This window comes from Maribacter sp. PR66, from assembly GCF_028464205.1.
Taxonomy (GTDB): domain Bacteria; phylum Bacteroidota; class Bacteroidia; order Flavobacteriales; family Flavobacteriaceae; genus Maribacter; species Maribacter flavus.
Map to the genome: position 1 here is coordinate 79591 of NZ_JAQPCH010000008.1, position 21112 is coordinate 100702.

Sequence of the window (21112 nt, forward strand, 5' to 3'; positions counted from 1 at the left end):
TACCTATGGAAGTAAAAGAATTGGAAGTACCAGTTGAAATCGGTGAGAATACCGCCCATATCAATGCCCTAGAAAATGAGGCCATTTATATTTTGAGGGAGGTAGCGGCACAATTTGAAAAACCGGTTTTATTGTTTTCGGGAGGAAAGGACTCGATTACTTTGGTAAGGTTGGCCCAAAAGGCCTTCTGGCCCGCTAAAATTCCTTTTCCCTTGATGCATATTGATACCGGACATAATTTTCCCGAGACCATAGAATTTAGAGATCGTTTGGTTAAGGAACTGGGATTGGAACTTATTGTTAGAAATGTCCAGGACTCCATTGACCAAGGAAAGGTCAAGGAAGAGTCTGGAAGATATTCCAGTAGAAACAGTTTGCAGACAACGACGCTGTTGGATGCTATTGAAGAGTTTAAGTTCGATGCTTGTATTGGAGGTGCCCGTAGGGATGAGGAAAAAGCAAGGGCCAAGGAAAGGATATTTTCTGTTCGTGACGATTTTGGACAATGGGACGAAAGAAACCAAAGACCGGAATTGTTCGATATGTTGAACGGTCAGATCGAGTTGGGTCAGAACGTACGCGTGTTCCCTATTTCCAACTGGACGGAGCTGGATGTTTGGTCCTATATAAAGGATGAAGGAATAGAGATTCCTTCCATCTATTTTGCACATAAGCGCAAGACCTTTCTTAGGGACGGTATGATATGGTCGGCCGAAGATGGAATTGTATTCAGGGACGAGGATGAGGTCGTGGAAGAACGGATGGTCCGTTTTAGAACGGTAGGTGATATGTCCTGTACGGCGGCCGTTCTTTCGGATGCCATTAGTATAGATAAGGTGGTAGCCGAAATTAGGGATTCTTCTATTTCAGAACGAGGTGCCCGTATAGACGACAAACGTTCCGAAGCGGCTATGGAAAAAAGAAAACAACAAGGATACTTTTAGAATTTTCTTTTGAAAATTCTGCCGTTGGCTATTAGCTATCGGATATAAATCAAATAATAATTAATGGCCAGCAGCTAAAACCTTATGGCTAACCGTATAAAAATGGAAGTACTAAAAATAGCAACGGCAGGTAGTGTGGATGATGGTAAAAGTACCTTGATTGGAAGGATACTTTACGATACCAAATCCTTGACTTCGGATAAACTCGAAGCCATAGAAAGGACCAGTAAGCAAAAAGGATACGATTATTTGGATTTTTCCTTGGCTACGGATGGTTTAGTGGCTGAAAGAGAACAGGGAATTACCATAGATGTAGCCCATATCTATTTTTCCACTGCGAAGAAAAGCTACATTATTGCCGATACCCCAGGACATGTGGAATATACCCGAAACATGGTAACGGGTGCCTCTACCTCGCAAGCGGCCATTATTTTGATCGATGCTCGTAAAGGGGTTATTGAACAAACCAACAGGCATTTTTTCATCAATAATCTTCTACGTATAAAGGAAGTAGTGGTGGCCATCAATAAAATGGATCTCGTCGATTTTTCAGAGGAACGATACAATGAAATTAAGGCCGATTTTGAAAAACTGATGGAGAAACGGGATTATGCCGATCAAAAAATCACGTTTGTTCCGGTCAGTGCCCTTAAGGGTGATAATGTCGTAAATAAATCCGAAAATACACCTTGGTATAAGGGGGAAACTTTATTGGAGCATTTGGAAGCTTTGGATCTTGCAGCGGTTTCCAATGTGGGCACGCCTCGTTTTCCCGTGCAGTATGTTATCCGTCCAAAAACAGAGGAGCATCATGATTTTAGGGGCTTTGCAGGTAAGGTCTATGGAGGTGAGTTGAGTGTGGGTGATGAGGTGGTCGCCCTACCTTCACAGACAAGGTCTAAAATCAAGGACATTTATGTTTACGATAAAAAATATAAAACTGCTTCCAGAAGGTCATCTGTGACCATTACGTTGGAAGACGAAATTAATCTGAGCCGGGGTGATATGTTGGTCAAGGCCAATGACCTCCCAACCATAGAAAAGCAATTTACAGCTACCATTTCCTGGATGGATTCCAAGCCGTTGGCGGCAGGGAACAAATATGTGGTTCAGCATGGGGTCAATAAGGTATTGGCCAAGGTTGATCAGGTGCATCATAAAATTGCACCGGATTATTCCGGAGTGGATGCCGAAGCCCAGTCGTTGGGTATGAACGATATTGCGGAGGTGAGTTTTAGGTTAAACAAACCTATTTTTTACGATAAGTTCAAAAATCATAGGACCAATGGTTCCTTTATTCTCATCGATACACAATCAAATAATACGGTAGGAGCTGGGTTTATAAGTTAGTCGTAATCCTGAATTAAATGTTGAATATAATTTTAAATTAAAACATATTAATCCGATAGGATTTATATTATTATAAAAGCAGCAGGTCAAGATCATATAAAAAATAGCAATGCAAAGTTTTAGAACAGAAATAGAAAATCCGATTGTTGAAAAGGACATCCTAGAGTTGGAACGAAAGATTCATGAGTTCCAAGGCGGTAAGTTGGATGAGGAGAAATTTCGAAGTCTTCGCTTGGCCAGGGGAGTTTATGGACAGCGTCAACCAGGGGTTCAGATGATCAGGATTAAGTTGCCTTACGGAAAGGTAACATCTAAACAATTGCATCGTATTTGTGAGGTTTCGGACGAGTATTCCAGAGGTAGGCTCCATATTACGACCAGACAGGATATCCAAATTCATTATGTGGATTTGAACAGGACTCCTGAACTCTGGGCGGAATTGGAAAAGGATGATATTACCCTCAGGGAAGCCTGTGGTAATACGGTACGCAATGTAACGGCCAGTGAAACCGCAGGCATCGATATAAACGAGCCTTTTGATGTATCGCCCTATGCCCACGCCCTTTTTCAATATTTTTTGAGAAATCCCGTGAGTCAGGAAATGGGACGAAAGTTTAAGGTTTCCTTTTCCGCTTCGGATGAAGATACCGGACTTTCCTACATGCACGACCTTGGTTTTATTGCCAAAATCAAAGAAGGTATTAAAGGTTTTAAAGTGATGCTTGGTGGGGGATTGGGGTCACAACCGAGGCATGCAGATGTTTTATATGAGTTTTTGCCTTCGGATAAAATAATTCCTCTGATGGAAGTAGTGGTCCGTGTTTTTGACCGCTTTGGAGAACGAAAAAGCAGGGCAAAAGCCAGAATGAAGTTCTTATTAAAAGATGTGGGCTTGGATGGTTTTAGAAAACTGATCGATGAAGAATGCAAGGCAATTCCCTTTAAAACCTATCCCATTGATGCCTTGGAATACCCTAAAATAAAAGTTTCCGAGCTCGAAGCTCCAAAAGTAGAAATTGACGATATCAAGGAATTTGAAAAATGGAAGTCTACCAACATCCTACCACAGAAACAAGATGGTTTTATGGCGATAGGAATTAAGGTTCTTTTGGGAGACTTTTATACGGAAAAGGCCAGATTGTTATCGGATTTGGTACAGAACTATGCTGCGGGTGAATTCCGGTTGACTTTGCGCCAAAATATATTGATTCCCTATGTAAGAGAGGATGCCATTCCATTTTTCTTCGCGGAACTAAAAAAACTAGGCTTTGCTGAAGCCGGTTATAATAAGGCCTTGGATATTACCGCCTGTCCCGGAACGGATACCTGCAATCTGGGTATTGCGAGTAGTACGGGAATAGCGGAGGAGTTGGAACGGGTAATAAAAGCAGAATATCCACAATATATTGAAAATCCAGATGTGGTCATTAAAATAAGCGGATGCATGAACGCCTGTGGACAGCACAATATGGCCAATATTGGTTTTCAAGGAATGTCCGTTAGAACTAAGGATAAATTGGTGGCCCCTGCCTTACAGGTATTATTGGGAGGTGGAAATGATGGAAATGGAAATGGACGTTTTGCGGATAAGGTAGTAAAAGTGCCCAGTAAGCGGGGACCTGAAGCCTTACGATTGATATTGGACGATTTTGATGCTAACGGCAATGGAAAATCCTTTCCCGATTATTATGCCGAAAAAGGACAAATGTATTTCTACGATTTCTTGACCCATTTATCCAATGTCGATGATTTAACTGCCGATGATTTTGTTGATTGGGGAAATACCGAAAGATATGAGAAGGCTATTGGTGTGGGAGAGTGTGCCGGGGTAGTCATTGATTTGATAGCCACCTTACTTTTTGAAAGTGAGGAAAAAATTCAGAATGCCCAAGAGAAATTTGAGGAGGAAAAATGGGCTGCCAGTATTTATTATGCCTATGCCTCAATGGTCAATTCGGCCAAGGCCTTATTGATATCAGAAAATACCAAAGTGAACACCCACGCCAGTATTATCAAGGATTTCGATGAGAAGTTTGTTGCCAATGGTAGAATCGAGGTTTCGGGTGGTTTTGAGAACATGGTTTTGCAAATCAACAAAAATGAACCCACGAAAGAATTTGCGACTTCCTATTTGAAAAATGCAAGATTGTTTTTAGAAACCGTTGAAAAGTATAGGGAACGAGAATTAGCGCAAGTTTAAATGCAGTTTAACAAACAACCCAATCAAAAAACAATCGCAGCGGCAGTAAACACTCCCTTCCAAACGGGGGGGAGGTTAACTGTTGTGGGAGCAGGACCAGGTGACCCTGAATTGATTACCGTTAAGGCAATAAATGCCCTTCAAAGCGCTGATGTAGTTTTATATGATGCTCTTGTTAACGAAGAGCTTTTACAATATGCCCCAAAGGCAGAAATGATATTCGTTGGAAAAAGAAAAGGTTGTTACACCTATCAACAGGACCAAATAAATGAGTTGATTGTTTCCAGAGCAAAATCCCACGGACACGTAGTCCGGTTAAAAGGGGGTGATCCCTTTGTTTTCGGCCGTGGTGCGGAGGAAATGGAATTTGCAGCTTCCCACGGTCTGGAAACGGCAATGGTTCCTGGAATTTCGTCCAGTTTAAGTGTGCCGGCCTACCAAAATATCCCAGTTACCAAAAGAGGGGTTTCGGAGAGTTTTTGGGTCATTACGGGAACTACAAAACAGCATAAATTATCAGGAGACGTAGCCTTGGCAGCTAAAAGTAATGCTACGGTTGTCATTCTCATGGGAATGTCCAAATTACCCGAAATTGTTTCTTTTTTTAAAAAGGAAGGGAAGGACGAAACAGCTATTGCCATTATCCAAAATGGTACTTGGAAAGACGAGAAAATAGCGGTAGGGACTATCTCCAATATAGAAGACGAAGTAAAGAAGAATAGGTTGTCCAATCCTGCCATCATTATTATTGGTGAAGTGGTTGGACATCGGCAAAAGCTTATCGAAATAAAAAAACGATATGTAAATAGTAAAGAGTTAAAAGTTCTAAGTGAATAGATAAAAGATTTTTTTACCTAAACAGCTAACTCCTAACCACTAAATCCTAATTAAGAAGTATGATAAAAACAGATATTGTAATCATAGGTGCAGGCCCAACAGGATTATTTACCGTATTTGAAGCAGGACTGCTAAAATTAAAATGCCATCTTATTGATGCATTGCCACAGCCTGGTGGTCAGTGCTCGGAGATTTATCCCAAAAAACCGATTTATGATATTCCAGCTTTTCCGGAAATATTGGCGGGTACATTAGTGGATAATCTTATGGAACAGATAAAGCCATTTGAAGCCGGATTTACCTTGGGAGAACGGGCGGAAACCTTGGACAAACAAGAAGATGGCTCCTATATAGTTACCACGAACAAAGGTACACAGCACCATGCACCCGTTGTGGTGATTGCAGGCGGTTTGGGCTCTTTCGAGCCAAGAAAGCCTCCCATTTCCAATATTGTGGATTTTGAGGATAAAGGCGTGGCCTATATGGTTAAGGACCCGGAGGTCTATCGTGGTAAAAAGGTGGTTATTGCCGGTGGAGGAGATTCTGCCCTAGACTGGGCCATTTTCTTGGCCGATGTCGCTTCGGAGGTATCCTTGGTTCACCGTAGAAATGAATTTCGAGGAGCCTTGGACTCTGTTGAGAAAGCATCGGAATTGGCCAAATTGGGTAAAATAAAATTATTCACGGAAGCCGAGGTTAAAAAATTATATGGCGATGAGAAGTTGGAAGCCGTTGTCATCAAACATAACGACGCCGAAAAGGGTGAAACCTACCTAGAAGTGGATAATTTTATTCCGCTTTTTGGACTTTCACCGAAATTGGGTCCAATCGGAAATTGGGGACTGGAAATCGAAAAAAATGCGATTAAGGTTAACAATGCCAAGGACTATCAGACGAATATACCGGGAGTTTTTGCCATTGGAGATGTCAATATCTATGAGGGGAAGCTGAAATTGATTCTTTCCGGTTTTCATGAAGCGGCGGTAATGTGTCAGTATGCTTACCAAATCATCAATCCCGGCAAACGATATGTGATGAAATATACTACGGTTGGTGGGGTAGAAGGATTTGATGGCTCCAAAAAAGAGGCTAAAAAAGAAGTGGTACAAAGTATAGCATAGTAATTTTTGAAACGACTAAGGAACCCTTCAAGAATACTAATTGAAGGGTTTTTTGATATGGAAAAGTCTTTACAAAAATGATTATTTGGTTTTGAACGGGTAGAGCCGTTACTTTGCCCCAGTTCTATTAAAAACTGTATTGTTATCAAGAAAGGTGGAGGGAATAGACCCATTGAAGCCTTGGCAACCCTTGGTCTAGTCTGATTTGGTCAGTAGGTAAGTAGGTGCTACGTTCTATCCCGAATGCCATCGGGAAAGATAACCCCAAAAGGCTTAGACCAAATTCCTATTCTTGATTCCTTACGTTACATTTAAATGATTTAAAATAGGAGGTTATTACGTCCAATATGAAACAGAAATGAGCAATATAAAAGAGGAAATTCAAAAAAGGATTTTGGTATTGGATGGTGCGATGGGCACCATGTTGCAGCGATATAAGTTTACAGAGGCGGATTTTCGTGGTGAACGATTTAAGGATTGGCATATTGATGTTAAAGGCAATAACGATATGTTGGCGTTGACACAACCTGAAGCCTTGGCCGAAGTGCATCGTAAGTATTTAGAGGCTGGGGCGGATATCATTGAGACCAATACTTTTTCCAGTACCACCATAGCCATGGCAGATTATGAGATGGAGGATTTTGTCTATGATTTTAATTATGAATCGGCCGTCATTGCTAAAAAAGTTGCCGAAGAATACACGTTGAAAACACCTGAAAAACCACGTTTCGTTGCGGGTAGTATGGGACCTACGAATAAAACAGCCAGTATGTCCCCAGATGTAAATGATTCAGGTTACAGGGCCATTACTTTTGAGGAATTACGCATAGCGTATAAACAACAAGTAGAAGCCCTTTTGGATGGTGGTGTGGATGTTTTGTTGATAGAAACCATAACGGACACCTTAAATTGTAAGGCCGCTTTATTTGCAATAGAAGAAGTAAAGGAAGAACGAAATATAGACGTTCCAATCATGATAAGCGGGACCATTACGGATGCATCTGGCAGAACGTTAACGGGTCAAACCGCGGAGGCATTTCTTATTAGCGTATCCCATATTCCTTTGTTAACTGTAGGACTCAACTGTGCCTTGGGAGCTAAGGACTTAGTGCCCCATTTAGAGGTCCTTTCCAAGAAGAGTGAGTTCGGAATCTCGGCCCATCCCAATGCCGGACTGCCCAATGCTTTTGGGGAATACGACCAAAATCCGGAACAAATGGCGAGTCAAATTAAGGAGTATTTGGATAAAGGGTTGATTAATATTATTGGGGGTTGTTGTGGAACTACGCCCGCCCATATTAAAGCAATTGCTGATTTGGTTAAGGATTACAAGCCAAGGCCATTAATGGTAGAGCAGGTATAGATATGGAAAGCAAACAAAAAAAATACCTTAAACTAAGCGGTCTGGAACCTTTAGTGGTGACACCAGAAAGTAATTTTATTAACGTAGGAGAAAGGACCAACGTAGCTGGTTCCAAAAGATTTCTGCGACTGATAAAAGAGGAAAAATTTGAGGAAGCATTGGATGTTGCTAGGGAACAGGTAGAAGGAGGAGCCCAGATAATCGATATCAACATGGACGATGGACTGATCGATGGTAAAGCAGCCATGGTCAAGTTTTTGAATTTGGTCATTGCCGAACCAGATATTGCGCGTGTCCCCATCATGATCGATAGTTCCAAGTGGGAGATTATCGAAGCAGGTCTGCAAGTGGTTCAAGGTAAATGTGTTGTTAATTCCATTAGTCTAAAAGAGGGCGAAGCGGAATTCATACATCACGCCAAATTGATAAAGCGATATGGGGCTGCGGTCATCGTTATGGCTTTTGATGAAGTTGGCCAGGCGGACAATTACGAAAGACGTATTGAAATCGCCCGACGTTCTTACGATATTCTGGTTAACCAAGTGGGCTTTCCTCCAGAGGACATCATTTTTGACCTGAATATATTTCCAGTAGCTACGGGGATGGACGAACACAAATTGAATGCGCTCGATTTCATAAAAGCTACGAAATGGGTTAGGGAAAACTTACCCTATTGCAGTGTTAGTGGTGGTGTAAGTAATGTTTCTTTTTCATTTCGTGGTAATAATCCAGTTCGGGAGGCCATGCATTCGGTGTTTTTGTATCATGCGATAAAGGCCGGAATGAACATGGGTATCGTAAACCCAACGATGTTGGAGGTATATGACGATATTCCCAAGGACCTTCTGGAGCACGTAGAGGACGTAATGTTAAACCGTCGAGAAGATGCAACGGAGCGGCTCCTGGAATTTTCGGAATCCGTTGTAGGTAAGGCCAAGGAAAGCAAGGTGGATAATTCTTGGAGAGAGGAACCCTTGCAGGAACGAATTACAAGGGCATTGGTCAAAGGAATCGATCAGTATATTGAAGTGGATGTGGAAGAAGCCAGAAAGGCATCTGACAAACCTATTGAAGTCATTGAAGGACATTTGATGACCGGGATGAACGTGGTAGGGGATTTATTCGGGAGCGGTAAAATGTTCCTGCCCCAAGTAGTGAAATCGGCGCGGGTCATGAAAAAAGCCGTTGCCTATTTGTTGCCCTATATTGAAGAGGAGAAATTGGCCAATCCGCAGGAAGGGGACTCCGAAGGTAATGGAAAAATATTGATGGCGACCGTGAAGGGGGATGTCCACGATATTGGAAAAAATATTGTCAGTGTGGTGCTGGCGTGTAACAATTATGAGATTATTGATTTGGGGGTAATGGTACCTCCGGAAAAAATAATACAGGAAGCCATAAACCATAATGTGGATATCATAGGCCTGAGCGGATTGATCACCCCTTCCTTGGATGAAATGGTACATCTTGCGAAGGAGATGCAACGAAACAATTTTAATATCCCATTACTGATTGGAGGGGCAACGACGAGCAAGGCCCATACCGCAGTCAAAATTGATCCCCAATATACGGAGGCCGTGGTCCATGTAAACGATGCTTCCAGGGCCGTAACTGTCGTTGGCGATCTTCTACAGAAAGAAACTTCGGCGGCTTACAAAATGAGAATTAAGGAAGACTATGATGACTTTAGGGACAAATTTTTAAAGCGTTCCGTAAAGAAGGAATATAAAACCATAGTGCAGGCCCGTGAGAATAAGTTTCAAATCGACTGGGGCAACGCTAAAATAAAGGAACCTCATATGATGGGGATACAGGTGATAGAAAATCAAGAGCTGGATAAATTAGTCTCCTATATTGATTGGACCCCTTTCTTTAGAAGTTGGGAATTGCATGGGAAATATCCCGATATATTGACCGACGAAGTGGTTGGGGAACAAGCAAGAGATTTATTTTCTGATGCGCAAAAAATGCTCAAGGATATATTAGACAAGAAACAGCTAAAAGCAAAAGCTGTATTTGGATTGTTTCCGGCAAATACCGTAAATGCTGATGATATCGAGGTCAGGAATCCTGATGATGGAAATACCTATGAGTTTAGGACACTAAGACAACAGTTACAGCGCAGGGAAGGCGTTGCAGATTATGCCCTGGCCGATTTTATTGCACCAAAGGAAAGCGGAGTCCAGGATTATATTGGGACTTTCTGTGTTTCCACAGGTTTTGGTACCGCTGAATTGGCTGCGGAATTTGAAAAGAATTTGGATGATTACAGTTCAATTATGGTCAAGGCATTGGCGGACCGTTTGGCCGAGGCCTTTGCGGAATATTTGCATAAGGAGGTGAGAATCAACTATTGGGGCTATGCCAAGGATGAAAATTTAAGTAATGAGGAATTGATCAAGGAATCGTACAAAGGAATACGCCCGGCCCCGGGATACCCAGCATGTCCTGATCATTTGGAAAAACTGACCATTTGGGAATTACTTCAAGTAGAGGAAAGAATAGGGGTAAAGCTAACGGACAGTCTGGCCATGTGGCCGGCAGCATCGGTTTCAGGGTATTATTTTGCCAATGCGGAAGCGAAATATTTTGGACTGGGAAAAATTAAGGAAGACCAAGTAGCAGATTTTGCCCAAAGAAAAGGAATCAGTTTGGAAAAGGCCAAAAAATGGCTCGCGCCAAATATTGCCGATGATTGATATGCGTTAGGGATTGAAGCGGCATCTTTTATAAATTGTAGATTTATAAAAATATAGCGGAAAGCCCGCCCGAACGCCCAAAAAACGAAGGCCACCTAGCCCCCAAAGGGGGAATAAAAGTATCGGTCATGTTAATTGTGGAAGGTTGAAATTTTAAAATTATAAATAGAGTCCCCGATTAAGCTCCCTCTCCTTGGGAGAGGGCGGGGGAGAGGCCCATGAAAGTAACGGAACATATAAAACAAGCCAAGGGTAAGACCTTGTTCTCATTCGAGCTGATACCGCCCGTGAAGGGCAAAAGCATTCAGGAACTGTATGATAATATAGATCCGCTGATGGAGTTCAAACCGCCATTTATCGATGTGACCACCTCCAGGGAGGAGTATGTGTATATAGACAAAGGCGGACTTTTGGAGAAAAAGGTGACCCGTATGCGGCCCGGTACGGTGGGGATTTGTTCCTCCATCCAGCACAAATATCATGTGGATACGGTTCCGCATCTGTTGTGCGGTGGTTTTACCAAGGAGGAAACTGAATATGTGTTGGTGGACTGTCATTATTTGGGCATTGACAACGTTATGGCGCTCCGAGGGGATTCCATGAAAGAGGAACGATATTTTGTGCCTACGGAAGGGGGCCATTGCTATGCCAAGGAATTGGTTTCCCAAATACGGAATCTGAGTCGTGGGGAATATTTGCATGAAACCATTGACTCTGATGATAATGCCGATTTCTGTATTGGAGTGGCCGGATATCCCGAAAAGCATTTGGAGGCTCCTTCTTTGCAGTCCGATCTAAAACGCCTCAAAGAAAAAGTGGATGCCGGGGCGGACTATGTGGTGACACAGATGTTCTTCGACAATCAAAAATTCTTTGAATTTGTGGAAGCTGCCAAAAATATAGGTATTACCGTGCCCATTATTCCGGGAATCAAGCCCATTGCCATAAAAAGACATCTGCAATTGTTGCCGCAGGTGTTTCGGATCGATATTCCCCAGGATTTAATTGATGCGGTGGAAGCTTGTCAAAACAACAAAGATGTACGACAAGTGGGTATAGAATGGGCCATTCAGCAATCGAAGGAATTGAAGTCGGCCGGTGTACCTGTACTACATTACTATTCCATGGGAAAATCCGACAATATCAAGGCCATAGCGAAAGAGGTGTTTTAGGTTCGCTGGACGCCAAATGGTCAAAGTCAAAAGTGTTACTTGAGCTAAAAACTAAAAACTAAAAACTAAAAGCTAAAAGCTAAAAGCTAAAAGTGAAAAGTGAAGAATGAAAAATGAACAATGAAAAATGAAAAGTGTTTTTTTGCTAATTGCTAATTGCTAATTGCTAATTGCTAATTGCTAATTGCTAATTGCTAATTGCTAATTGCCAACAACCAAAAACTATCCCCCAACTTCACTACCTTTGCCATTCATGAATTGGAAATGTTTTTTGTTTTTATCCCTTTTGGGAACTTTATGTTTTTCCCAAGATGCGGAGGTCAAAAAGCATACCTTGGACCTAAGTCAGTTCTATGGCTCGGTTATACTTCATAACACCGATATTTCCCATTTAATCACGAATCATCCAGGGGGAATTATATTAGGATATAACCGAAAAACATATGGTTCCCAAGAATGGGAACAACTCTATAATTACCCGGATTATGGGGCTTCCTTCATTTATCAGGACATGAATAGTACTACTTTAGGTATGAATTTTGGCCTATATGCCCATTACAATTTTTATTTCTTCAAGAGAAACATCCAGTTTAGGATCGGGCAGGGGATAGCTTATACGACTAATCCGTATGATCGAGAAGAAAATTTTAGGAACAATGCCTATGGCTCGGACTTTATGAGTTCCACCTACTTAATGCTCAATTATCATAAGGAGAACCTAATATCTGGGCTGGGGATGAAGGGGGGAATCTCCATAATTCATTATTCCAATGGTAATTTTAGGGCTCCCAATACATCCACCAATACCTTCGCACTCAATTTGGGACTTACCTATGATTTGGACGGTGGTGAGGAATTGGCCTATATAAGGACTACCAACCGTGAAAAAGTGACTGAACCGGTCCGTTATAATCTGATATTGCGCGGGGGACTCAACGAAAGCGATGTAATAGGTTCCGGACAATATGGGTTTTTTATTTTTTCTGGATATGCCGATAAAAGATTGGGAAGGAAAAGTGCCATTCAGGTAGGGGCCGATGTGTTTTTTTCGAATTTTTTGAAGGAACTGATTCGGTTTCAGGCCACGTCATTTCCAGAAATGGATGTCCAGCCCGATGATGATTACAAACGAATTGGTGTTTTCTTGGGTCATGAACTGTTCATCAATAAAGTGTCTGTTATCACGCAGCTGGGCTATTATGTGTATTATCCCTTTGATTTTGAGGGACGTGTGTATAATAGAGTTGGTTTAAAACGCTATTTTGGAAAGCAATGGTTTGGTGCCATTACATTGAAATCGCATGGTGCCGCTGCCGAAGCCGTCGAATTTGGAATGGGAATACGATTATAGAAAATGTTTAGGAACAAAAATCATCAAAAAAATAAATGTAAGCGATGGTTGCATCATTGCTTTGTGATTTTCATTATTTGTTTAGTGCCTACGTCTTGTAGTAACGAAAATGCACCCGATTGCTTACAAACTTCAGGTGAAATCATACGCGAGGAAGTTGAAGTGCCTGAATTCGATAAGATAACCGTTTTTGAAAAAATTGCCTTGGTTTTGAAACAAGGAGATTCCCAGAAGGTGGAGGTAGCGACAGGGGAGAATTTGTGGGAAGAATTATCTGTTGCGGTTGAGGGTGACCGACTCATACTTAGAAATGAAAATGGGTGTAATTTTTTTAGGGAGTACGGGCTGACCACCGTATATGTAACTTCGCCCAATATCAGTGAGATCAGAAGTAGCACGGGATTGGCCATAACGAGCGATGGTGTGCTCTCCTATCCAAGCCTTACGTTGCTTTCTGAAAGTTTTTTGGTTCCTGAAGCGGAAACCACAGACGGCGAATTCGACCTAGACCTAAATACGGGAGACCTCAGCATTGTCGTAAACGGGATAGCCTATTTTAAATTAAGGGGAAACACCCAAAATTTGAATGTGAACATAGCTGCAGGGGATTCCAGGGTGAAAGCGCAAGCATTGGTCTCCCAAAACGTTTCCATAAATCATAGGGGAAGCAATGATATCTTGGTCAATCCGCAGGAATCCATTTCCGGGGTCATAAGGGGGTACGGGGATGTTATTTCCTATAACCGACCGAACACCGTGGACGTATCCGTAATCTTCAACGGAAGGTTGGTCTTTAGGGACTAGTTTTGGAACCCGTTTCCAACCGATGTACGCTATCTGCATATTAAAAACATGTTAAAGGATACACGACTTATTCTTGTTCAATATTTCTTATTTATCTTTAAACAAAAAAATACTATGAATTCATCAAAAATATTTCAGTTTGTAACTTTAGTGACGTTCATGTTCGCACTGCAAAATTCCGTTGCCCAAGAAATAACCGTTTTTCAAGGAATGTGGGGAGATCAGTTTTATCAGGACAAGGATAAAATGACCTGGAAGGAATTTGGTATGGCCATGGATTCAAATCCCGCTTCGGAAGTATATTGGTCCAAGGCCAAAAAGCAATACGGCGTTACCTTCGCGGCAGCGACCGCCAACCTAGGTTTTGGGATTTGGTACTTGGTCAATGAGAACAATGACAATGATACCACAGCGCCAATAATTGGCTTTGCAGGTACGGCGGTCGTGGGATCCATCTTCTATTGCCTTGCCAATAAGAATAAGAAAGATGCCATATTGGAATTCAACGACAGTCTGGGAAAAACGACTTATAGGTTGGTGCCCTCGGATAGGGGCGTTGGGTTGGCGTTGAAGTTTTAGGAATCACTTTTTCAATGTTTTATCTAATTTTTTAAAAAAGTCTGGGGACTTCACTTGGAGATTTGAATATAATTATTACTTTAGCCCCGGTTTTAAAGATTATGACAAAGCAATATTTCTGGAATGGTTTTTATTTTTACTTCTTTTTTAAGAGAGGTACGGGACTGTTGTAGTATGTTGCAAACAAAATAATACGAAAGGTCCCGTGAAAAACGGGACTTTTTTTTTAGAAAAAAGTCGTGCCAATAAGAGTAGCCATACAAGGAATTAAAGGGTCTAACCACCATCAAGTAGCCAAGGATTATTTTGATGAGCAAGTGGATTTGGTAGAATGTCTTTCGTTTGATGCCGTAGTGGATGAATTACTTAGAAAGAATGCGGACAAAGGTATCATGGCCATTGAAAACTCCATCGCCGGGTCCATCATTCCAAACTATGCCTTGGTGCATAAGAACAACCTTCATATCATAGGGGAATATTATCTGAATATCCATCATAATCTCATGGTGTTGAAAGGTCAGAAATTCAAGGATATTAGGGAGGTAAGTTCCCACCCCATGGCATTATTGCAGTGCAAGGAGTTCTTTAAGGATTATCCCAATATTAAACTGGTGGAGGATGTGGATACGGCAGAAACGGCAAAGCGCATACACGATAAAAAATTAAGGCATATTGCGGCCATCGCTCCCAAGGTCGCGGCAGAATTATACGATTTGGACATCGTAGCAGACGATATACAGACCATCAAAAATAATTCTACCCGTTTTATCATTGTCAAAACAAAAAACAAGGAACTATCCAAGGAAGAGATAAACAAGGCGTCATTACGGTTTTTAACGGACCACAAACGCGGTAGTTTGGCCACAGTGCTGAACGTGATGAGCGACTGTAATTTAAACCTGACCAAAATTCAGTCCCTCCCCGTGATTGAAACACCTTGGAAATATTCTTTTTTTGTGGATGTGACATTTAACAAATACGAGGATTTTGATAAAGCAAAATCACTCTTGAATATCATGTTGGAGGAAGTAAAGATATTGGGAGAATATAAAAACGCCATGTTATGATACGAACTGCCAAACGATTGGAATCGGTTCAGGAATATTATTTCTCCAAGAAATTGAGGGAGGTAAGAGGGCTTATGGCCAAAGGTAGGCCCATTATAAACATGGGTATTGGAAGTCCGGATCTGGCCCCTTCCGAAGCAGTTATACAAACCGTTCAAAAGGCCATTCTGGACGATGGTGCACATCAATATCAAAGCTACCAGGGCTTGCCCGAATTTAGAAATGCCATTGCCGCGTTCTACAAAAGGAAATTCGGGGTAACGGTCGATGCTGGAAACGAAATACTACCTTTAATGGGTTCCAAGGAAGGAATCATGCATATTAGCATGGCCTTTTTGAACAAGGGCGATGAAGTGTTGGTGCCCAATCCGGGGTATCCTACCTATACATCCGTTACGAACTTGGTGGAGGCGGTGCCGGTTTATTACGATCTCACGGAAGGTAATGGTTGGTTCCCTGATTTGGACATTTTGGAGGCCCAAGACCTTTCAAAAGTGAAACTGATGTGGGTAAGCTATCCGCACATGCCCACCGGGGCAACCGCGACTAGGGAACAATTTTCAAAATTGATTGCCTTTGCCAAAAGAAACGATATTCTTTTAGTGAACGATAACCCCTACAGTTTTGTACTGAACGATAATCCGCAAAGTATGCTCTCGATCGATGGAGCCAAAGAGGTCTGCTTGGAACTGAATTCGTTGAGCAAGACATTCAATATGGCCGGATGGCGCGTTGGTTTCGTTTTGGGAAATGCAGAATTTTTGGAGGCCGTGCTAAAGGTGAAGAGCAACATGGATTCCGGAATGTTTTATGGTATTCAAAAAGGAGCCATAACCGCTTTGGAAAGCACGGATGCGTGGTATAGTGACCTCAACGAGCTTTACAGGGAGCGCAGGCAACTTATTTTCCAATTGGCGAAAAAATTGGGCTGTATTTATGATGAAGATGCCGTGGGTATGTTCGTTTGGGCCAAATTGCCCATGAGTATTACCTCGGCAGAAGCATTTATAGACAATATTTTATATGATAGGGATATCTTCATCACACCGGGAACCATTTTTGGAAGTAACGGGGAGGGGTATATCCGATTTTCCCTTTGCGTATCAAAAGAGAAGATTCAGGAGGCTATTTCAAGATTTGAATAGATAGTAGATGCACAGGTTAGAAAACATGATAATAACATCAAAATTCCCCTCCTTGGGAGGGGCAAAGGGAGACCTATGAACGTTTTTGTAATTGGAATAGGTCTAATAGGAGGTTCCTTTGTAAAGGATATTAAGGCAATAATGCCCGATGCTATCGTATTTGGTATAGATGCGAATCCGGACCATTTGGAGGAGGCCCTGTCTCTGGGGCTAATAGAGCATAAGGCCAACTATGGGGATTTGCCCGAAGCGGATTTCGTTCTGGTAAGCATTCCTGTGAACGAAATGGTGAAGGAATTGCCAAGAATCTTGGATGTTGTTGATGATGATTGTGTGGTATGCGATGCCGGTTCCACCAAGGAACTCATTTGCAAGGCCTTAGCCAACCATCCCAAAAGACGAAATTTTTTGGCCTGTCATCCCATAGCGGGTACGGAGTTTTCAGGGCCATCCGCAGCCATACTGGGCTTGTACGAGGGCAAAACCAATATTATCTGTGAAGTGGAAAAGACCGCCTTTAAATTGCAGGAAAGGGCCTTGGAGATTTTTCAGCTGTTGGGAATGAGGATTCGGTATATGAACCCAAAGGCCCACGACAAGCATATCGCCTATGTCTCCCATTTGTCACACATAAGCTCTTTTATGTTAGGAAAGACGGTAATTGAAAAAGAGAAAAATGAACGCGATATTTTTGACATGGCAGGCAGTGGATTTGAAAGCACCGTGCGTTTGGCAAAAAGTTCACCTGCCATGTGGACGCCCATTTTTGAGCAGAACAAGGAAAACGTCATAGAGACCTTAAACGAATACATTCAAAACCTGATGGAATTTAGGGAATTGTTGAAAGAGGATGATTTTGAGGGTATTTACAATGAAATGAACAATACGAACAAAATAAAATCAATTTTAAAAGGAATACCGATAAATAAGAAGTAATGGAGAACAAGAAAGAAATGAGATCCTGGTTGGATGATATGAACTTGAGCCATCCGCTGGTAATTGCAGGACCGTGTAGTGCTGAAACAGAAGAGCAGGTTTTAAAAATCGCACATGAATTAAAGGATACCGATGTAAATTATTACCGTGCAGGTATCTGGAAACCAAGAACACGTCCTGGGAACTTTGAGGGAGTAGGTGCACTGGGACTAAAATGGTTACAGAAAGTACGTGAGGAAACCGGGTTAAAAACGGCCACCGAAGTTGCCAATAGGGCGCATGTGGAATTGGCGCTGGAGTATGATGTGGATTTGTTGTGGATCGGGGCCCGTTCCACTGTAAGTCCATTTATCATGCAAGAATTGGCCGATGCCTTGGAGGGAACCGACAAAATCGTTTTGGTAAAAAATCCTGTAAATCCGGATTTGGCCCTATGGTTGGGAGGTATAGAAAGATTGTATACCGCTGGAGTCAAAAAATTGGGCGCCATTCACCGTGGCTTTTCCACCTACGAGAAAAGCAAATATAGAAATATCCCGGAGTGGCAAATGGCGGTCGAGTTTCAGGACAAGTTTCCAGATTTACCATTGATCAACGATCCTTCGCATATTACAGGAAAAAGGGATATGATCTTTGATGTTTCCCAAACCGCCCTAGATCTTAATTTTGATGGTTTGATGATCGAAACGCACCACGATCCCGATAACGCTTGGAGCGATGCCGCCCAGCAGGTAACACCAAAAAGGCTAATCCAGATTATGAAAGATCTGAAGATTAGAAAGGAGACCGATGTTGAGGCGGAGTATAATTCTAAATTAAGTAATCTACGCGCCCAAATTGACGTAATAGATAATCAATTGATAGATATCCTAGGAAAGCGCATGAAGATTTCCGATAGTATCGGGGCATTGAAAAAGGAGCGTAACGTTGCCGTGCTACAATCCAACCGATGGAACCAAATCTTGGGCGCTATGATTTTGGAAGGGGAAAGTAAAGGATTGAGCGAAGAATTTATCTTGAGAATGTTCAAGGCCATTCACCAAGAGTCCATCAACCATCAGGAAAAGATTGTAAATGGATAGAACTAAAAAAAGCCCCGTTTCATCGGGGCTTTTTTATTGGCACCACCAAAGGGTGTAATACCCAGAGCAATTCCTTGAAATTAATGATTTGTTTTCTTCGCAGACCTTATGGGCTAGTTTACTTTTTAAATACATACCGGGTTATAAAAATACCCTGTCCGTCCTTATCACCGGCATCGGCCTCTACACCACTGGTTACAAAAACCAGTTCCCAACCCTCGGCGGCCATGGCGGTTAGTTTGGAAGAAATGAGCGCATCGTTTGCGGCAATGTTCTGGAACCTGATTCCGGCGATATTGTAAAAATTCAGCAGTTTGGTTTCCTCAAAATCCTTTACCCGAATATCGGAGCGGTCCGCTTTGTTCCTTGAATTGTCCTCTTCCGTTTGTATGGATGCAAATTCCTTATAATCTCTGTCCGCGTTCCCGTCAATGATCCTAGACCTTCCCAACCCACTGGGTACTATGGACTCAACGGTCGTTATGATTTTAAATTCTTGGGCTTGGGCAGCGGTTGCCGCTAAAACTGTAAATAATAGGGTAATTAATGATTTTTTCATGATTTTGGTTTTTTAAATGGATGAATAATTAGTTTTCATATACGCCAAATTTACTGTAAACTACTTTTAGGTGGCCTAATTAATCACTAGGATGGGTTAAAAGGTGTATGCGAATGGATTCTAAAAGTATTGTCGTTTCTTTGTAGCTGGAAACATGAACAAAATGGAAGGTAAAGTCTATAAATCAACAGGAAGTTGGTATACCGTAAAAGGTGCGGACGGTTCTTTCTATGAATGCCGAATAAAGGGTAAATTTAGGATTAAGGGTATAAAAAGTACCAATCCCATTGCAGTTGGTGACCATGTCCATTTTGAATTGGATGACAAGGGTGATGAAAAGGTAGGTGTCATCCATAGTATTGAAGACCGAAAAAACTATATCATCCGTAAATCCGTAAATCTCTCCAAACAGACCCATATCATCGCCGCCAACCTTGACCAGGTCTTTTTGTTGATTACATTGAACAACCCGATTACCTACACGATATTCATTGACCGGTTTTTGGTAACCGCTGAAGCGTATGATGTTCCAGTTGTATTGGTCTTTAACAAAATCGATACCTATTCCCAAGAAGAAACCGATGAGATAAAGTTTTTGGCGTCCCTGTATCGGGAAATTGGGTACACCTGTATAGGAATCTCGGCGAAGACCGGAAAGAATGTGGACAAAATCAAGGAAATGATGAAAGGAAAAACCTCCATGTTTTCCGGACATTCCGGTGTTGGAAAATCTACCTTGATCAATGCCATAGAACCCAATTTGGAAATAAAAACCGCGGAGATTTCCCAACAGCATTTACAGGGACAGCATACAACCACTTTTGCCGAAATGTTCGATTTAAGTTTTGGGGCCCAGATCATAGATACGCCTGGTATCAAAGGATTTGGTATCGTGGATATGGAAAAGGAAGAAATAGGGGACTACTTTCCGGAACTATTTGAGTTGAAGCAGGACTGCAAGTTCAACAATTGTATTCATGTGGATGAGCCCCATTGTGCGGTAAAGAGGGCATTGGAAGCGGGGAAGGTTTCCTGGAGCCGCTATAAAAGCTATTTGCAAATGATCAATGGCGAGGAGGATACTTATAGGATGGATATGTACGGGGAAAGAAAATGAGAACGGTCATACAGAGAGTAGGCAAGGCACGTGTAACCGTTGATGGAAAAGTTATTTCATCAATTGGGCAAGGCCTTCTTTTATTACTAGGTATTGTTGCCGAGGATAGCGATGAGGATATCGATTGGCTAGTTAAAAAGGTTCTAAATCTTCGGATTTTTAATGATGGTTCTGGAGTGATGAACAAATCCATATTGGATATTGGAGGCGAAATTATTGTGGTAAGTCAGTTTACCTTGCACGCATCGACCAAAAAAGGCAATCGACCTTCTTACATTAAGGCAGCAAAACCTGAAAACGCCATCCCTCTTTATGAAAGATTCGTTCACAAAATGGAGTTGGAATTTGGTAAAAAAGTAGGAACGGGCATTTTTGGTGCGGATATGAAGGTAGACCTTTTAAATGATGGACCCGTGACAATAATCATCGATACAAAAAACAAGGAATAATGAACATAGAAAATGCACAGAAGGCGGTCGACGAATGGATACGGCAACATGGTGTCCGTTACTTCAATGAACTCACCAATATGGCGCAATTGACCGAAGAGGTGGGTGAAGTAGCCCGTATTATTGCCCGTAGGTACGGTGAGCAAAGCGAAAAGGAGTCTGATAAATCCAAGGATTTGGGTGAGGAACTGGCGGATGTCCTCTTTGTAGTACTATGTTTGGCCAACCAGACCGGTGTAGATTTGCAACTTGCTTTTGATAAAAAGTTAGATTTGAAAACTAGGCGCGATCATGATCGTCATCACAACAACAAAAAGCTGAAATAATAGTATCTTTG

The 21112-nt window shown here is 41.9% G+C and carries 19 protein-coding genes and 1 riboswitch; of the genes, 18 read left to right on the forward strand and 1 reads right to left on the reverse strand.

Features of this window, described 5'->3' with window-relative positions:
- The first annotated feature begins 5 nt into the window (after nucleotides 1-5).
- The 15 genes from cysD to PP181_RS14020 all read left to right on the forward strand — a co-directional run bounded on the left by cysD (nucleotide 6) and on the right by PP181_RS14020 (nucleotide 18650).
- The gene (cysD, locus tag PP181_RS13950) at nucleotides 6-944 is read left to right on the forward strand and encodes a sulfate adenylyltransferase subunit CysD (protein ID WP_138259300.1); all 939 of its coding nucleotides are present in this window, start codon (nucleotides 6-8) and stop codon (nucleotides 942-944) included.
- A gap of 102 nt (nucleotides 945-1046) precedes the next feature.
- Entirely contained in the window at nucleotides 1047-2294 is a 1248-nt protein-coding gene (locus PP181_RS13955) for a sulfate adenylyltransferase subunit 1 (RefSeq protein ID WP_154920565.1), read from the forward strand.
- A 109-nt stretch (nucleotides 2295-2403) separates the two neighbouring features.
- A complete protein-coding gene (locus PP181_RS13960) occupies nucleotides 2404-4494 on the forward strand; it encodes a HEPN domain-containing protein (RefSeq protein ID WP_272637552.1) in 2091 nt (696 codons plus the stop codon).
- Nucleotides 4495-5331, forward strand: coding sequence for a uroporphyrinogen-III C-methyltransferase (gene cobA, locus PP181_RS13965; RefSeq protein WP_272637553.1), 837 nt, complete (start codon nucleotides 4495-4497; stop codon nucleotides 5329-5331).
- A gap of 59 nt (nucleotides 5332-5390) precedes the next feature.
- The gene (locus PP181_RS13970) at nucleotides 5391-6452 is read left to right on the forward strand and encodes an NAD(P)/FAD-dependent oxidoreductase (RefSeq protein WP_272637554.1); all 1062 of its coding nucleotides are present in this window, start codon (nucleotides 5391-5393) and stop codon (nucleotides 6450-6452) included.
- A gap of 139 nt (nucleotides 6453-6591) precedes the next feature.
- Nucleotides 6592-6717: riboswitch (SAM riboswitch) on the forward strand.
- A 93-nt stretch (nucleotides 6718-6810) separates the two neighbouring features.
- Nucleotides 6811-7815, forward strand: coding sequence for a homocysteine S-methyltransferase family protein (locus tag PP181_RS13975; protein ID WP_272637555.1), 1005 nt, complete (start codon nucleotides 6811-6813; stop codon nucleotides 7813-7815).
- Between the two features lie 2 nt (nucleotides 7816-7817).
- Nucleotides 7818-10514: a methionine synthase gene (gene metH / locus PP181_RS13980; protein WP_272637556.1), complete on the forward strand. Its 2697-nt coding sequence runs from the start codon at nucleotides 7818-7820 to the stop codon at nucleotides 10512-10514.
- 218 nt (nucleotides 10515-10732) lie between these two features.
- Nucleotides 10733-11686 (forward strand): methylenetetrahydrofolate reductase [NAD(P)H], encoded by a 954-nt coding sequence (metF, locus tag PP181_RS13985; RefSeq protein WP_272637557.1) that lies wholly within the window; start codon nucleotides 10733-10735, stop codon nucleotides 11684-11686.
- 253 nt (nucleotides 11687-11939) lie between these two features.
- Nucleotides 11940-13037: an acyloxyacyl hydrolase gene (locus PP181_RS13990; RefSeq protein WP_272637558.1), complete on the forward strand. Its 1098-nt coding sequence runs from the start codon at nucleotides 11940-11942 to the stop codon at nucleotides 13035-13037.
- Between the two features lie 84 nt (nucleotides 13038-13121).
- Entirely contained in the window at nucleotides 13122-13841 is a 720-nt protein-coding gene (locus PP181_RS13995; protein WP_272637559.1) for a head GIN domain-containing protein, read from the forward strand.
- A gap of 114 nt (nucleotides 13842-13955) precedes the next feature.
- Complete coding sequence (locus tag PP181_RS14000; RefSeq protein ID WP_154920581.1) at nucleotides 13956-14420, forward strand: hypothetical protein; 465 nt, start codon at nucleotides 13956-13958, stop codon at nucleotides 14418-14420.
- Between the two features lie 239 nt (nucleotides 14421-14659).
- Nucleotides 14660-15487, forward strand: a complete 828-nt coding sequence (locus PP181_RS14005; RefSeq protein ID WP_154920583.1) for a prephenate dehydratase — start codon at nucleotides 14660-14662, stop codon at nucleotides 15485-15487.
- Nucleotides 15484-16632, forward strand: a complete 1149-nt coding sequence (locus PP181_RS14010) for a pyridoxal phosphate-dependent aminotransferase (protein WP_272637560.1) — start codon at nucleotides 15484-15486, stop codon at nucleotides 16630-16632. The genes PP181_RS14005 and PP181_RS14010 overlap by 4 nt, the downstream gene beginning before the upstream one ends.
- Nucleotides 16633-16707: 75 nt before the next feature.
- The gene (locus PP181_RS14015; protein ID WP_272637561.1) at nucleotides 16708-17568 is read left to right on the forward strand and encodes a prephenate dehydrogenase; all 861 of its coding nucleotides are present in this window, start codon (nucleotides 16708-16710) and stop codon (nucleotides 17566-17568) included.
- On the forward strand, nucleotides 17568-18650 hold the full coding sequence (locus PP181_RS14020; RefSeq protein ID WP_138259314.1) for a bifunctional 3-deoxy-7-phosphoheptulonate synthase/chorismate mutase type II: 1083 nt from the start codon (nucleotides 17568-17570) through the stop codon (nucleotides 18648-18650). Before PP181_RS14015 ends, PP181_RS14020 begins: the two co-directional genes overlap by 1 nt.
- A 118-nt stretch (nucleotides 18651-18768) precedes the next feature.
- On the opposite strand, the gene PP181_RS14025 is transcribed toward PP181_RS14020, so the two are convergent.
- Nucleotides 18769-19209, reverse strand: coding sequence for a hypothetical protein (locus PP181_RS14025; protein ID WP_272637562.1), 441 nt, complete (start codon nucleotides 19207-19209; stop codon nucleotides 18769-18771).
- Nucleotides 19210-19372: 163 nt separating this feature from the next.
- Between PP181_RS14025 and rsgA the strand changes: the two genes are divergently transcribed.
- From rsgA to PP181_RS14040, 3 genes are read left to right on the forward strand one after another with little or no spacing between them, the layout of a single operon-like run.
- Nucleotides 19373-20326, forward strand: a complete 954-nt coding sequence (gene rsgA, locus PP181_RS14030; RefSeq protein ID WP_272637563.1) for a ribosome small subunit-dependent GTPase A — start codon at nucleotides 19373-19375, stop codon at nucleotides 20324-20326.
- Entirely contained in the window at nucleotides 20323-20775 is a 453-nt protein-coding gene (dtd, locus tag PP181_RS14035) for a D-aminoacyl-tRNA deacylase (RefSeq protein ID WP_272637564.1), read from the forward strand. The genes rsgA and dtd overlap by 4 nt, the downstream gene beginning before the upstream one ends.
- Nucleotides 20775-21101 (forward strand): nucleotide pyrophosphohydrolase, encoded by a 327-nt coding sequence (locus PP181_RS14040; protein WP_154920596.1) that lies wholly within the window; start codon nucleotides 20775-20777, stop codon nucleotides 21099-21101. Before dtd ends, PP181_RS14040 begins: the two co-directional genes overlap by 1 nt.
- Nucleotides 21102-21112 lie beyond the last annotated feature (11 nt).